Source organism: Sorangium sp. So ce327, from assembly GCF_051530205.1.
Lineage (GTDB): Bacteria > Myxococcota_A > Polyangia > Polyangiales > Polyangiaceae > Sorangium > Sorangium cellulosum_B.
Map to the genome: position 1 here is coordinate 5463080 of NZ_CP150330.1, position 14151 is coordinate 5477230.

The following is a 14151-nucleotide window of genomic DNA, read 5'->3' on the forward strand; positions in this document are numbered from 1 at the left end:
TCGCCCAACGCTGTGGATGCGATGAACCGCTCTCAGGCGCCCGGCCCCCGCGGGCAGAAGGACCCCGCACGATCGCACGGCAGCGGCAATGTCCGCACCGACGACCTGCGGAACCCGCAACCGGCGCCGGGCGCCGGACGCGCCGGCGTCGCGCGCACCTCGCTCGTGTCCAGCGTGCTCGGGTTCGTCGCCGCGGCGGCCTTCGCCGGCACCGCGGCGTGGGCGAGCGGCTGCCAGGGTGAGGCCCCTCCCGGCCCCTCCACCGAAGGCGACTCGCCGCCCGAGCGGACATCGTCCCTCCCCCGCCCCGCGCCCGCGTCCTCGGCGCGCGCCGCCGCGCCCGCCGAGGCGCCCAAGGAGGCCCCGGCCGCCGCGCCCTTCGAGGCCCCGGAGCCGCCCGCGCCCGACACGCCGTACACGGGGCCGCTGCTCGGCTCGATCATGCCGCAGGCGTCGGTCTATCCGACGATGGAGTTCTCCAAGCAGCGGCTCGGCTACATCCGGCTCGGCGGCAAGGTGCCGGTCGATCCGAAGCCGCTCAAGGGCGGGAGCTGCGCCAAGGGCTGGTACCGCCTCCTCGACGGCGGCTACGTCTGCGGGAGGTCGGCCACGACGGATCTGTCGAACCCGCAGGTCCGCCTCGGCATCACGCCGCCGAACCTCGACGAGGTCCTCCCGTACAAGTACGCCTTCAACACGACCCACGGCACGCCGCTCTACCGCTCCGTCCCCTCGAAGGACGAGATGATGCGCTACGAGCCGTACCTCGACTCCGCGAAGCGCAAGCGGAAGGAAGAGGAGAAGCAGCGCGCCGAGGCGCTGTACGAGGAGACCGAGAAGGAGGTCGCCGCGGCGGCCGCCGCTCGCGCCGCGGCGAGCGCCGAGGCCGCCGCGAGCCCCGCGCCGGTGGCCGCCGTCGCCGCGGATCCGACTGCAGTCGAGGACAAGGCGGCGGCCGTCGCCGCGGCCGCGTCGCTCGGCATCGCGCCGGCGCCGGTCGAGGAGGAGCCCGAGAAGCCCTGGTGGGAGAACGTCGACGAGAAGGGCAGGCCGCTCAACGTCACGCTCGCCGATCTCGACAAGGACGCCGACTCGACGGTCGCGAAGCGGATGGTCAAGGGCTTCTTCGTCGCGGTCGACAAGACCTTCGGCTGGAACGGCCGCAGCTGGTACAAGACGACCGCGGGCCTCGTCGCGCCGAGCGACCGCATGTACATCATCAAGCCGCCGGCCTCGCAGGGCATCGACTTCCCCGAGGGCGCGAAGTCGGTCGGCTTCATCCTCGCGAAGTCGGCGAGCAAGTACCAGTTCGACGCCGAGAAGAAGTCCGTCTCCGTGGCCGGCTCGCTCGAGCGCTTCGCGGCGTTCGGCCTCACGGGCGAGAGCCACACCCACAAGTCGACGGTGTACCGGAAGACCACCGAGGGCTGGTGGATGAAGGGCGCCGATGGGACGTACACCGATCTCGGCGCCCCGCCGCCGGATCTCGCGCCGGGCGAGAAGTGGATCGACGTGAACCTGTCGCGCAAGACGCTGGTCGCGATCGAGGGCGACAAGCCCGTCTTCGCGGCGCTCGTCTCGCCGGGGAGGCGCTCGAAGGACAAGAAGAAGGACCATCCCACGCCCGCGGGGGTGTTCCGCATCCGCGAGAAGCACATCGCGACCACGATGGACGGCGACGGCACGGTCGCGGGCGATCTGCCATACAGCATCGAGGACGTGCCGTTCGTCGCGTATTACGACGGCTCGTACGCCCTCCACGGCGCCTTCTGGCACGGAAACTTCGGCCGGGAGATGAGCCACGGCTGCGTGAACCTCTCGCCGCTCGACGCGAAGAAGGTCTTCTTCTGGAGCGAGCCCAGGCTCCCGCGCGGCTGGCACGGGGTCTGGGCCACGCCGGAGAACCGCGGCACGCTCGTGTCCATCCACGAGTGAGCGGGCCGCGCGCGCCGGAGCCGCGCCTCGCCTCGCCTGGACCTGCCTAGCGGGCCTGGCCGCCTGGCGTCGTGCCTGCGCCAGTTGCTGGAAATCCGGGCGGGCCGTGCTCGGAACAGCTCGAACGGTCGCTTTGACAGGGCTCCCTCTTGACTCGGGGCTCCCCTTCGCACACTTGTGGAGCCGCCATGGACCAGTTCTCGGCGCACCTCGACCGCGGGTGGGATCTCGTCCAGCGCGGGGACACGCGCGGAGCAGAGGCGTCGGCCCGGCGGGCGCTCGAGCTAGATCCGAACTCGCCGGAGGCTCACAACCTGCTCGGCTTCGTCGCGGCCCTCGAGGGCGAGGGCGAGGAGGCCATCGAGGCGTACCGCCAGGCGATCGCCCTCGATGACACCTACCTGGAGGCGATGCTCAACGCCGCCGAGGTGTACATCCACCCGCTCGGCGATTTCGACCAGGCGATCGAGATGTGCGACCAGGCGCTGGATCTGGCCGAGGTCGACGAGGAGATCATCGACGCGCTCCTCCTGAAGTTCGACGCGCTCCTCGGCAAGGGCGATCTCGACGAGGCGGCCCAGGTCGCGGCGAGGATCCCCGAGGGCCCCTACGACAACCCGAACCACACCTTCCTCGTGGGCCGCGCGTTCTACGAGATCGGCCAGGCCGACAAGGCCGCCGCCCTCATCGAGGAGGCGGCGCTCAAGGACCCGCGGCACGCCGAGGCCCACTACTACCTCGGCCTCATCCGCGACGAGCGGGGCGATGTCCGCGGCGCGACGCAGGCCTTCCTGCGCTCCCGCGAGCTCGACGTCGAGCTCGGCATGCCCCCCTGGGCGCCGAGCCGCGAGGGCTTCGTGACGCTGGCCCAGAAGACGGTCGCCGCGCTCAACCCCGTGCTCCGGCGCTACGTCGAGGGCGCGGAGCTCTACATCTCCGACGTGCCCGGGATGGAGCTCGTCGCCGAGGGCGTCGATCCCCGCGCGCTGGTCCTCCTGGACGGCCTCAACGCCGACGAGCGCGAGCGGGGCCTCCGCGGCAGCGCCGAGATCCACCCGTGCGCGCGGGTCTTCGTCTACGCCCTCAACGTCGCCCGCCTCGCGGGCAGCATCGAGGCGCTGGAGCGCGAGATCAACCTGGCGCTCGAGCGCGAGATCACCGCGACGTTCCTCGAAGCCGAGCAGAACGAGCGGACCGAGAAAGAGCTCAACTGATCGAGCGAGGCGCTCCTCACCACGACCGCCGCGCTGCGTGGGCGCGCGGGGCGCCGCTCACTTCCACTTGACGGCGATGATCTCGGTGCTGATGCCGGGCGACGAACGGATGATGACGGAGCTCATCAGCCGATGCACGGCGCCGAGCCCGACGCCGAGCCCCTGACCGGGCATCCTCGGCGTCAGCCGCGCAGAGCTCGACGAGGACGGGCCGCGATCGCTCTTCGGCCCGACGTCCTCGAGCAGCGCCAGCTTCGGGTCCAGGCCTGGGCCGGAGTCGCGCACGATCACCTCGACGCCCCACCGACCGCCGCCCGTCTGCGTGTCATCGCGGATCGCGCGGATGCTGATGCTCCCGCCGCCGCCGTGGCGCACCGCGTTCGACACGAGCTCGGCGATCGCGATGGCGAGCTCGTGCTGGGCGCGCTCCGAGAGCCCTGCCCAGCGCGCGATGTGCGCGCCCTCGGCCGCGCAGGCGAAGCGATCCTCCTCGCGCGTGACGGGGATGCTGAACGCGGGCGGGGACCGCTGGGTCACGCCGCGCCCCTGTCGCGGACCACGGCGACGACGCACGTGGCGTCGTCGAACGACTTCTTGTGGGCGTCGACGATCCGGCGCGCCATCTCCTCTGGATCGAAGTCGCGGAACGCGCCGAGATCGAAGCCGCTGGAGATCCCGTCGGAGTGGAGCAGGACGACGTCGCCAGGCGATATGGGGAAGCGAAAGCTGCGGAGCCGCCGCACGCGCCGCCCGAGGATCCCCGCCGAGCAGAAGCTCGGCATGGCCGTCCGCGTGATCGCCTTCATCGCGATGTTGCCGACGCCCGAGAACTCGAGCTCGCCCACGCTCTCGTCGATGCGCAGGAGCGCAGCCGCGGCCCCGCGCGTCGACGCGAGCTGCTCCCCTGCCCCGGTCAAGAGATCCTCGAGCGGCATCGACGCGTGGTCCTCCACGTAGCGGCAGAACGCGGAGGCCGCCTGCGCGGCGTGGGGACCATGACCGAGCCCGTCGGCGAGGCCGATCAGCACCCACGGGGACTGTCGGACCACCACCACCTCGTCGCCGGCGATCTCCTCGCCGGCGGCGACGCAGCACGCGGTCCCGATGGCGACCGTCATCCGAGGTACTTCCTGACCGTCACGGTCGTCCCGGCGCCGGGCGCCGTCTTGACGTCGAACGCATCCATGAGCGCCTTCGTGCCGCGGAGGCCCGCGCCCATACCGTGACGCGAGCGGTACTTGCCGCTCAGGATCTCCGGCAGGTTCGTGATCCCAGGCCCGTTGTCCTGCGCGACGATCTCGATCGCGCGCATCGGCGAGGTGAGCGAGCGGACGACGACCTGCCCGCTGCCCGCGTACCTGACGATGTTGCGCCCGAGCTCGGAGATCGCCGTGACGATCTTCGTCTGCAGGACGTCGCTGACGAGGTGCTCGATGCAGAGCTCGCGGCCAGCGGACCGCGCGCGCAGCACGTCCTCCTCGTTGCGCACATCGATGGTGATCTCGCGCGGCGCAGGGGCAGCGTGATCGAGCTCACCGAGCTCGGAGATGCACCGATCGAGCTGCGCCTGGTCGCGGACGAACAGCTTCACCCCGCGCTTGACCTCGACGAGGAGGCGCCGGAGATCACCCTCGCGCGCGACCAGCGGATCGACCTTCGCCTGCCGGATCCCGCAGTCGATGACGCTCTTCCTCACCGCGGGCGAGAGGAACTGCGCCAGCACCGTCTCGATCTGATCGGTGATCGAGCGGCCGACGATCTGCGGAGACGACGGCACGGGGCCGCGCCCCGACTGAGGCGTACCCGGCAAGCGCGTCGACACCGGTCCGCTGGACCGGCTCGACGGCGGCCCCGTGGCGCCGCCGCTGGAGGGCGGTCCGTCACGAGGAGGGATCTTCATGCGACACCTCGTTCGTGAGCTCCGGCGGCATCATGTCGTCCTCCGCGGACGGCGCGAGCATCTCGACGGCGCGCTCCAGGTTGAGCGCCGTCACCACGCCAGGGATCTCGAGATCCATCTCCACGAGCGCGATCGCGACCGCGGGACGCAAGCCGCACACCGCCGTCCGGACGCCCATCAGCCGGGCCGTGAGCGCGATGTCACGGATGGCGCGGGTGAGATAGCTATCGAGAATCTCGACACCGGAGAGGTCGACGATGAGGCCGCGGGGCGATCGCGCTTCGATCGACCCGGTCACGTCGTCGCGCAGCTGCTCCACCTGGCCGTCGGTGAGCCCGCCCTGCACCGAGACGATTAAGTTCCCGAAGAGGCCCACGATGGGGACCCTACCCGCTTGCATCAAGTGGACGTCTCCTTCCTCGCGCTGAGCTGCAGCTGTGTCGTGGTCATTGCACCGCTGCCCGACGGATCGAAGGCGGCCCGAGGGCCGCCAGGTGTGAACGGCTGTCCTGTCTGCTTCTCGTTGTCTTTGGCCGCGCCGCGGCGGGTCCCCATGAGGGACGCGGGCGTCGGCTTCTGGCCGGCGAGCGCCATGCTCTCGCGCAGCGCATGCTTGAGGTTGCGCGCGGCGCGCACGGTGCCGAGGTTGATGCCGAGCTCCACCATCGTCTGCGCGACGGCGGGCCTGACCCCGGTGATCCGACACCGCGCGCCGAGCAGCTCGACCGCCTTCATCAGCTTCATGAAATGGTCGGCCGTCCGCGTGTCGATCACCTCGACGCCCGTCACGTCGATGATGACGTAGCGCGACTGGCGGCGGACGATCTCGTCGAGCAGCCGCTCCATGATCTGGGCGCTCCTGCGCGAGTCGACGACGCCGATGATCGGCAGCGCGAGGACGTCGTCCCACAGCTCGAGGATGGGCGTCGAGATCTCGTCGATCGCGTATCGGAGCCGCTCGACGAGCTCGCCCTTGGCGCTCTCGCTCTCCACGAGGTCGCGGTTCTTCGCCTCGAGATCCTCGATGAGGCGCTTCTTCTCGGTCGCGTCGCGGAACACGGCGACGGCGCCGGAGATCGCCCCGTCCTTGCCCCGCATCGGGCTGGCGCTCACCGTCAGGAACAGGCCGGACACCGGGCCGGTCTCGATGCGCGGCTCGGAGAACACCGGCGGCACGCGGACCGACCGCGGCTCGACGTCGTCCCCCTGCGGCCCCGCGGTGGGCGCGAGCGTCGGCATCGCGCCGCCCGCCATGCCGTTGGATCGGCGGGCGACCCGCGCGTCCTGGTCGGCGGACTTCCTCGCGAAGAGCTCGACCTGATCGACCGTCTCGCCGCGCAGCGCGCGCGAGAGCGGGTGCTCGGACATCGGCCAGGGGGTCGCGCGATCGGGGAAGAACAGCGTGGCGTCGCCGGGCCCCACGTCGTCCGCCGAGGTGAGGTCGAGCGGCGCGCGGCCGAGCATGTGCTCCGCAGCCGGGTTGCGCATCAGGAGCTCGCCCCTGTCGTCAACGACGGCGACGCCGTCCGCCATGCTGTCGAGCACGAGCTTGAAGATGCCAGCCTGTCGCCGCAGCTCCTCGTCCGCTCGGGCCAGCTGCTCGCCGCGCTCGCGCGCCTCGCGCGTCGCCCGGTCGAGCTGCGCGGCCTGCTCCTTCGCCGCGCGCTCGTGCCCCTCGATCTGCTGCTCGAGCGTCGCGACGCGCTCCGTGAGCCTCGCAATCTCTTGCCGCAGAGCTTCTTCGCTCATCGCGAACTCCCCGTCGTAAGCCCGCGCGCGCCGTGCGTGGCGCCAGGCAGCGCGTCCCTCCGGTGCGCGGCGCGGCGAATCCCCTCGCAGGATTGCTCCAGATGCGCGCGCCGGGAGGATGAGCCGCGCGGGCGAAACGAGACGGCCGCGGAGAGCGCGTGGCTCTTCGCCGTCCTGTCCGTCCTTTGCACGCTCGTGACGCTCATTTCTTCTCCTCGCAGGGTGCCCTGTCCCAAGCGGGGACCGTGTCCAGCACCAGTCGAGAAACACAGCTTATCGCCAACCGGGCAACCCACCGTCAAGCTTCGCGTCAGCCATGCGTGTCGCTTGTGGCGACGGCATCCACCGTCGCCCAGCCGAGGTAGCCCGTGCCCGCACAACCGCGCCCGTGCCCCGCGTCACGATCGAGCACGCCAGCAGCAGCTTATGCCGCGCCGCAGCGCAGCCGAGCTCGGTCGGCGCGCACCTCCTGCTTCCGCTCCTCGGATGTGCGGATGGAGAGGGCCGGAGCTCACGTGAGGTTCCCCCCATGCGACGCGCGCTGGTCACCAGCGCGGATTGCGTGATCACCGCCGCGCGCGGGTCGCTCCACCTCAATCGCCGAGGCTCTGACGCTCGCGAGCGCGCCGTCGCTTGGCCTTGCGCTTCGAGTCGGCCGGGCGCTGAGGGTCTGGACCGCTCTCGCCCGTGGTCGGGGCGCCCGCGTCGAGCCAGCGCCACAGCGCCATCTGGTCGGCGGTCGCGCCGTGACGGATGGCGCGCTTCAAGATCTTCTTGGCGAGCACCAGCTTGCCGCATCGGGCGAGCGCGTGCGCGTAGCTCGCGGCGATGTCGGCCTCGCCCGTCTGCGCCTCGGTGGCCTGCGCCAGGAGCGGCAAGGCGTCGTGCGGGCGGTTCAGCGCGACGTCGTAGAGGTGGCCCAGGTTGTGCGCATACCAGGGGTTCTCGGGCGCGATGGCCAGCGCGCGCTCGTAGGCGCGCGCGGCGTAGCGGTAGTTGCCGAGCAGCGACTGCGCCAGGCCCAGCACCGCCCAGGCGCCGTCGTCCTCCTCGTGGAACTGCAGCACGCGGCGCGCGAAGAGCGCGGCGCGCCACGGATCGTGCTCGACGCCCATCTCCGCGAGGTGGCGGTGCGCGTAGAGCCACGGCTCGCTCCCGGGCGCCGTCGCGCGGGCCAAGCGCGCGAGCAGCGGGAGCACCCTGTCCGCATCGAGCTTGTCAGCAAGCGCTCGATCGATGTCCCGTCGAAGCCGGTCGATGTCCTCCGCTCCACTGCGCCCCATCCCTTCCGTGATACGACCAGTGGGCGAGCTTGGCTAGCGCGTTGCGCGCCGAGCGGCGACGCCTGGACGACGTCGCACGCAAGCCCCCACCGACGTACCATCGACCTGCGCCGCCAGGCGGTGTCTTGCGCCGCGCGGAACCGCTTGAAACGCCCGCGTGGAGCCCGCTCCGCCGCCATGTGGCAGCGGACAGACGCTCTTGCGCCGGTCCGCGCGACCCGCGCTCAGGCGTCCTCCGCCACCTCTTCGGCGCTTGACGTGCGCTCCCGAGCCTGCTCCGCGCGCGCCTCCTTGCCCGCGATCGTCGCGCCGTTCAGCGTCGCCACGACCCGCGCGAGCTCGGCCTTCGGGACGCTGACGAACGCGTTGCGCTCGCGCACCCGGATGCGCCGGATGTCCCCCTTGGCCATCCCGCCCCGCTCGATGAGCGCGCGCTGGAAATCGGCCGCGCGCGCGCCGTCGCGGCGGCCGAGGTTGATGAAGACCTCGACGAACTCTCCGTCCGCCTCGTCGCGCGAGGGCTCGGCGCGCGGCGCTTCGCCGGCCTCGCCGCTCTCGATCTCGACCGCGGCCTCGCCGGTGGCCGACGGCAGGGCGCCGCCCGCGCGCTCGCGCTCGCCGCCGCGCGACACCGGCGAGCCGGGCGCCGGAGACGGAGGCTCGCCGAGGATCGGCTCGTCGTCGCCCTCCTCCTCGGGCGGCTGCCACATGGTGAAGTCGGCGTGGCGCGAGAACGGCTGTCCCGACGCGCCGCCCTGGGGCCTGCCCGGCGCGGCGCCAGCGGCGCCAGCGCCGCGGCGCGCCGACAGCAGCGTCGCGGCGGGCCGATCGCGCAGGCGCTCCGCCGGGCCGCGGCCCGACCCGCCCTCGCCTCGCGGCGGCTCGATCCGCATCAGCGGCTCCGGCCGCGTGAGCGGCTCGACCGAGACGGGGCCGTCGTCGCGCGCCCGCGCCCCCTCGGGCCGGCGCGGCTCCTCCCCCCCGGGCGCGTCCGCGCCGCGAGGGCCTCGCCGCCCCTCGTCCCGGCGGAGGCGCAGCGATCGCCGATCGCGCTCCCGCCCGCGGTCCCGATCGCCCTCGCGCGCAAGCTCGCGTTCGCGCTCGCGCTCGCTGCGCTCCGTCTCGGGCGAGCGCGGCTCGGCCGAGTCGGCCGCGCGGGGGATCGCCTCCCGCGCCTCCCGCGCCGCCCGCCCGCGCGCCGCGGGCTCGGGCTTCGTCGACGGATCCGTGCCGCGCCCCTCGCTCTCGCGCGCCGCCGCGCGCTGCGGCTGCTGGGCGCGCCGCGCGGCGCTCGCCTCCTCCTGCGCCGTCGGCCGCGCGCCGAGGTGATCGCGCAGGAGTCCTGCCACGATCGCCTCGGCCTGGTCGTGCGTGAGCAGCCGGCGCGCGAGCGAGAGATCGTCGCGGTGCGTGCCCTTCGACAGGAACGCCTCGGCGAGCATCGCGACGAGATCGGCCTCGGCGCGCGTCTTGAGCTCGCCCTCCGTGGGGAGCTGCTTCTCGAGCGGGCGGATCTTGTACGTCAGCCGGAGGATGTAGAGCGGCCCGACGTCCTGCGGCGTGATCAGCGCGATCGCCGTGCCGGTGCGGCCCGCGCGGCCGGTGCGGCCGGTGCGGTGCACGTACGCCTCGGCGTCCTGCGGGAAATCGTAGTTGATGACGTGGGTGAGGTGCGAGATGTCGATGCCGCGCGCGGCCACGTCGGTGGCGACGAGGAAGCGCAGGCGCCCCTCGCGCGTCGCGCTCATCACCTTCTCGCGATCGGACTGCGGCAGATCGCCGTTGAGCCAGTCGGCGTCGTACCCCTGGCGCTTCAGCGCCCCGGCGACCGCCTCGGTCTCGTCCTTGGTGTTGCAGAAGACGACCGCGTTCTCGGGGTTCTCGACCTCGATGATGCGGACGAGGGAGGTCAGCTTGTCGCCCGTGATCAGGTAGACGAAGTGCTGGATCTGGAGCGCGCCGACGGCGTCGCCCGAGAGGGTGATGAACTCGGGCGAGCGCAGCTTGCTGCGCGCGATGCGCTCGATGTCGGGCGGGAGCGTCGCCGAGAACAGCAGCGTCTGCCGCTCCGGCGGCAGCTCGGCGAGGATCGCGGTGAGCTCGCGCTCGAAGCCCATCGAGAGCATCTCGTCGCACTCGTCGAGCACGAGCAGCCGGATGTGCTTGGCGACGATGGTCCCGCGGCGCAGGTGGTCGAGCACGCGGCCCGGCGTGCCGACGATGACCTGCGCGCCCGCGGCGAGCGCGTCGATCTGCCGCTGCATCGGCGCGCCGCCGTAGACGGCGACCACCTTGATGCCCTTGCGCTTACCGAGGCGCTCGACCTCCGCCGAGACCTGGAGCGCGAGCTCCCGCGTCGGGCACAGCGCGAGCACCTGCGCCTGCGCGAGCGAGCGCTTCACGGCATGATCGACGATCGGGAGCCCGAAGGCCGCCGTCTTGCCGGTGCCGGTGCGCGCCTGCACGACCGCGTCGCGCCCGCGCGTCACCGGCTCCCACACGGCGAGCTGCACCGGCGTCGGGTGGACGTAGCCAATCTCCGCGAGGGTCTCGCGCAGCTCGGACGACAGAGGGAGCACATCGAAGGTAGGCGGCGGCTGGGGCTTGTCGCCGGTCTGCGCTTCACCCGCCACTGCGGCAGGGGGAGAAGGAACGGTCATGTCGGTCATATCGTCCTGCGTGATCGCCGCGTCGGGGTATTATCTCGGGGACGCGGGCCCAAGCTGGCCATCGACGATCGCCCGGACCCGCCGCCGCAGCGGAGCCAGATCGCCTGCCTCGCGCCGCGCTGCGTGCTCCTCCGCATAGCGGAGCCGCTCGATGGCGTCGAGAGCGCGCTCGTTGTCCTCCGAGCCCCGGCACGAGGCGGCCACTCCGTCCCGGTAGGTCCACGCCGGAGCGAGCGTGCTCCTGAAGCGGGCCAGGGCGGCGTCCTCCCCGTCGGTCCCGGGGGCGGCCTCCCTGGCGCGCTCGACGGCCCGGACGAGCGCCAGGAGGCCCTCCTCGCAGCTCGCGTAAGGCGACGGGGCGGCCGGCAGAAAGAAGACCTGCCGGATCAGCTGGAGGGTGCACGAGGTGATGATGAGCGCGGCGAAGCTGTAGTACGCGACCAGGGCGATGCGCCGGCCACGGGCGCGAGGCCCGCCCGGGCGGCGCGGCGCTCCAAGGGGGCGCGCTCCCGCCCCGGTCCCCGGCACGGCCGGGGGGTGAGCGATGGGCGCGGGAGCTTGAGCGGGCATGGGAGCTGCGATTCCTAGGGCGGGCAGGGGTGCGCGGCCGCCGACGGTCGGGCTCCGCTTCCACGGTCCCTTCCGTGCGGGCCAGTGCTATCACCTCGCGGCGGGCGCGACGAGATGCTGTTGGACGGGAGCAGCGCGAGGTGACCGACAGGACCGCGGCGCTCCGCATCATCGCCCGCCGATCCGCTGCGGCGCTCTCCGCGGTGGCCCTCGTCCTGGGCCCGCCCGGGGCCGCGCTGGCTCAGCCGCTCCAGGACAACGCCTACACCATCGACCTCTTCCAGGGGCCCATCCTGGCGCCGCTGCGCGTGACCGGGATCGCCGGCGCCTACGCCGGCTACGCCGAGGGGATCGCCGGCATGGTCGCCAACGCCGCGGCGCCCGCGCTCCGCGAGCCGTTCAGCATGCGCTGGTTCGAGTGGGACGTGGCCGCCTCGATCTCGCTGCCCATCGAGCTCTTCGAGAACAACGATTTCGACAACAGCGGCGACATCGATCTCGATTACTCGAATTTCGTGTACCTGACCCTCGGCGGCCAGCTCCAGGCGGGCGACTTCGGCGCCGGGGTCAACGCCGAGCTGCAACGGTACTCCCTGACGGACGAGGCCGGCGCCGAGACCACGGTCGTGATCGGCAAGTACCATTTCCTCGGCGGGGTCCGCCTGCTCGGCGACGCGCTCGTGCTGGGCGCCGGCGCGCGCGCGGTGACGCTCAACCTCCAGGCCGAGCAGACCGACCTGACCATGGCGGGCATCTCCCCGGAGCTCGGGGTGCTCGTGCGCCCCGACTGGGCGTCCTACCGGCTCGGCGCCACGTTCCGCTTCCCGGTGAACGGCGGCCGCTTGCTCGGCGAGGGCGTGGTGATGGACGGGCAGGTCCGCCGCGCCGGCGGGCTGATCCTGCCGGACGAGGTCGTCCTCCCCTGGGAGCTCGAGATCGGCCTCGCCGTGCAGGTCGGACCGCGCCCGCTCAACCCGGCGTGGATCGACCCGCACGTCCAGGAGCGGGAGCTGCGCGAGGCGGTCGCGCGCAGGCGGGCCGCGCGGGAAGAGCGGAGGGAGCGCGAGCTCGGCGCCATCGACGACCCGGAGGAGCGCGCGCGGCGCAAGCGCGTCTTCGCGGCGGAGAGGGCGCGGGAGCGCGCCGACGACGAGCGCGAGCTCGCCGCGGGGCCGGCCGTGCTCGAGGCGGAGCGGCGCGCGCGGTACTGGAACTGGCCGCGCGAGCACCTGCTCATCACGGCGGAGCTCCTCGTCACGGGCCCGGTGTCGAACGGGGTGAGCCTGGAGCGCTTCCTGGCGCAGAAGCAGCCCGGGAGCGAGCACGGCCCGTCGGCGGTGGGCACCTCGGGCGCGCACGTGAGCTTCTCGCCGCGGTTCGGGATCGAGACCGAGCCGATCCCGGGCCGCGTGCACACGCGGTTCGGCAGCTACTACGAGCCGAACCGCTTCGGCCGCCTGGGGAGCGGGCGTGTCGGCCGGCAGCACTTCACGTTCGGCGCGGACGTCCGCGTGCTCTCGACGACCTTCTGGGGCCTGATCCCAGACACCGCCTTGACGCTGCAGGCGTCGATGGACTTCGCGCCTCGCTATGACAGCGTGAGCGCCGGCATCGGCGTCTGGCACTGAGCGCCCCAGCGCCGCTCACGCCGACGACGCGCGGCCGCTCACGCCGACGATGCGCGGCCGCTCACGCCGACAGCGCGCGGCGGTGTTGCTCCGCGAGCAGCACGCGGAGGTGGCTCATCCGGGCGGGGTCGCGCTTGCCGAACTCGTCGAGCGCCGCGGCGACCGCGACCGGCGCGCCGCCGCGGGGCTCCTTCCGGAGCGCCCTCGCCGCCAGCGCGAGCGCGCGGGGGCACAGCACCTCCTCGATGCAGAGCCGCGCGGGCGGCGGCCGCCACGCGGCGTCGCGGTAGCCCCCCGGCGGCGAGGGCTCCGCGAGGAGCGCGAGGCCGTCCGCCTTCGCCTGTAGCGCCGAGAGGATCTCGCGCTCGATCGCGCTGCCCTCCTCGCGATCGCCGGAGCGCTCGATCGTGAAGATCGGCGTCGCCGCGCCGCGCCGCGCTGCGCCGAGCCAGCCCTTCCGCCAGCGCACCGCCGTGGCCCTGCTGATGGTCGCCTCGCCGCGCGCGACGAGGCCCGTGAAGGCGCTGAGCATCAGCACCTCGAACGGCGAGAACGCGTCGCCGCCCTTCGCCCCCGCGATGCGCGAGAGGTTCGCGGCGACGACGGGGAGCCCCGCCTCGATCGCGTCCGAGGAACAGAAGAGCGTCGAGCCCGGGCTCGTCGGGTGGAACCCCGTCAGGCTCACGCCCTCGCCAGCGCCGTACCACCCGAGGAGCGTGCGCACGGTCCCCCGGCGGGCGCCGTCGGCCGAGCAGTACGCCCACGTGGTGCCCCAGAGATCGAACAGCGACCGCGTGATCCACCGCGCGAGCCTCGCGCCGAGCAGGACGCTCGCCGCGAACAGCGCGGCGGCCGCGAGGGAGTCGTCCGCGGCTGCGGCCAGGCCCGAGAGGAGCAGCCCGTAGAGCGCCGTGTACGCGAGCAGCAGCCCGCTCGTGATCGCGCTCAGGAACAGCTCGATCTTCGGCGACGCGCCGCGCGGCTCGGGCCGCCGCCACACGGCGCGGTGAGGCGGCTCGCCGCAGCGAGCGCAGGGGTCCGCGGCGCCGCATCGCCGCCGCGTCCCGCAGCCGAGGCAGATGTCGATCGGGGGCAACCGGCTTGGCATCGGTGGTCCAGAATAGTGGCGCATCCTCGGTTCGTCGCCACGACCTGACCCACGGCGCGCGCTCGCCGCGCGCACGGTTTCGCACACACGCACAG

The 14151-nt window shown here is 72.9% G+C and carries 12 protein-coding genes; 3 read left to right on the forward strand and 9 right to left on the reverse strand.

The annotated features are described in order from the left end of the window. The first annotated feature begins 21 nt into the window (after positions 1 to 21). A complete protein-coding gene (locus tag WME95_RS20445; protein ID WP_437910048.1) occupies positions 22 to 1935 on the forward strand; it encodes a L,D-transpeptidase in 1914 nt (637 codons plus the stop codon). Between the two features lie 188 nt (positions 1936 to 2123). Beyond that, a complete protein-coding gene (locus WME95_RS20450; protein WP_437910050.1) occupies positions 2124 to 3149 on the forward strand; it encodes a tetratricopeptide repeat protein in 1026 nt (341 codons plus the stop codon). A 57-nt stretch (positions 3150 to 3206) separates the two neighbouring features. Here WME95_RS20450 and WME95_RS20455 read toward each other — a convergent pair whose 3' ends face one another. The 8 genes from WME95_RS20455 to WME95_RS20490 form a co-directional block, all read right to left on the reverse strand. Then, positions 3207 to 3686 carry an ATP-binding protein gene (locus tag WME95_RS20455; protein WP_437300662.1) on the reverse strand — a complete coding sequence of 160 codons (480 nt, stop codon included), beginning with the start codon at positions 3684 to 3686 and terminating at the stop codon, positions 3207 to 3209. Then, the gene (locus WME95_RS20460) at positions 3683 to 4267 is read right to left on the reverse strand and encodes a SpoIIE family protein phosphatase (RefSeq protein WP_437910052.1); all 585 of its coding nucleotides are present in this window, start codon (positions 4265 to 4267) and stop codon (positions 3683 to 3685) included. The genes WME95_RS20455 and WME95_RS20460 overlap by 4 nt, the downstream gene beginning before the upstream one ends. Then, entirely contained in the window at positions 4264 to 5049 is a 786-nt protein-coding gene (locus WME95_RS20465) for an anti-sigma regulatory factor (RefSeq protein WP_437300664.1), read from the reverse strand. The genes WME95_RS20460 and WME95_RS20465 overlap by 4 nt, the downstream gene beginning before the upstream one ends. Further along, entirely contained in the window at positions 5030 to 5425 is a 396-nt protein-coding gene (locus tag WME95_RS20470) for an STAS domain-containing protein (protein WP_157906757.1), read from the reverse strand. Before WME95_RS20470 ends, WME95_RS20465 begins: the two co-directional genes overlap by 20 nt. A gap of 23 nt (positions 5426 to 5448) precedes the next feature. Further along, the gene (locus WME95_RS20475) at positions 5449 to 6798 is read right to left on the reverse strand and encodes an STAS domain-containing protein (RefSeq protein WP_437553939.1); all 1350 of its coding nucleotides are present in this window, start codon (positions 6796 to 6798) and stop codon (positions 5449 to 5451) included. A 593-nt stretch (positions 6799 to 7391) separates the two neighbouring features. Then, positions 7392 to 8081, reverse strand: coding sequence for a tetratricopeptide repeat protein (locus WME95_RS20480; RefSeq protein WP_012236244.1), 690 nt, complete (start codon positions 8079 to 8081; stop codon positions 7392 to 7394). A 224-nt stretch (positions 8082 to 8305) separates the two neighbouring features. Continuing rightward, positions 8306 to 10741: a DEAD/DEAH box helicase gene (locus tag WME95_RS20485; RefSeq protein WP_437910054.1), complete on the reverse strand. Its 2436-nt coding sequence runs from the start codon at positions 10739 to 10741 to the stop codon at positions 8306 to 8308. A 39-nt stretch (positions 10742 to 10780) separates the two neighbouring features. Next, on the reverse strand, positions 10781 to 11320 hold the full coding sequence (locus WME95_RS20490; protein ID WP_437553943.1) for a hypothetical protein: 540 nt from the start codon (positions 11318 to 11320) through the stop codon (positions 10781 to 10783). A gap of 140 nt (positions 11321 to 11460) precedes the next feature. On the opposite strand from WME95_RS20490, the gene WME95_RS20495 reads away from it, so the two are divergent. Further along, positions 11461 to 12948 (forward strand): hypothetical protein, encoded by a 1488-nt coding sequence (locus tag WME95_RS20495; RefSeq protein ID WP_437910056.1) that lies wholly within the window; start codon positions 11461 to 11463, stop codon positions 12946 to 12948. A 61-nt stretch (positions 12949 to 13009) separates the two neighbouring features. Here WME95_RS20495 and WME95_RS20500 read toward each other — a convergent pair whose 3' ends face one another. Beyond that, positions 13010 to 14044, reverse strand: coding sequence for a hypothetical protein (locus WME95_RS20500; protein WP_437910058.1), 1035 nt, complete (start codon positions 14042 to 14044; stop codon positions 13010 to 13012). Between the last annotated feature and the right edge of the window lie 107 nt (positions 14045 to 14151).

Excerpts from the sequence above, each read along its gene's own strand:
- WME95_RS20445 (WP_437910048.1), top strand. The coding sequence starts at position 22 with ATGAACCGCTCTCAGGCGCCCGGCCCCCGCGGGCAGAAGGACCCCGCA.
- WME95_RS20450 (WP_437910050.1), top strand. The coding sequence starts at position 2,124 with ATGGACCAGTTCTCGGCGCACCTCGACCGCGGGTGGGATCTCGTCCAG.
- WME95_RS20460 (WP_437910052.1), bottom strand. The coding sequence starts at position 4,267 with ATGACGGTCGCCATCGGGACCGCGTGCTGCGTCGCCGCCGGCGAGGAG.
- WME95_RS20465 (WP_437300664.1), bottom strand. The coding sequence starts at position 5,049 with ATGAAGATCCCTCCTCGTGACGGACCGCCCTCCAGCGGCGGCGCCACG.
- WME95_RS20475 (WP_437553939.1), bottom strand. The coding sequence starts at position 6,798 with ATGAGCGAAGAAGCTCTGCGGCAAGAGATTGCGAGGCTCACGGAGCGC.
- WME95_RS20480 (WP_012236244.1), bottom strand. The coding sequence starts at position 8,081 with ATGGGGCGCAGTGGAGCGGAGGACATCGACCGGCTTCGACGGGACATC.
- WME95_RS20485 (WP_437910054.1), bottom strand. The coding sequence starts at position 10,741 with ATGACCGTTCCTTCTCCCCCTGCCGCAGTGGCGGGTGAAGCGCAGACC.
- WME95_RS20490 (WP_437553943.1), bottom strand. The coding sequence starts at position 11,320 with ATGCCCGCTCAAGCTCCCGCGCCCATCGCTCACCCCCCGGCCGTGCCG.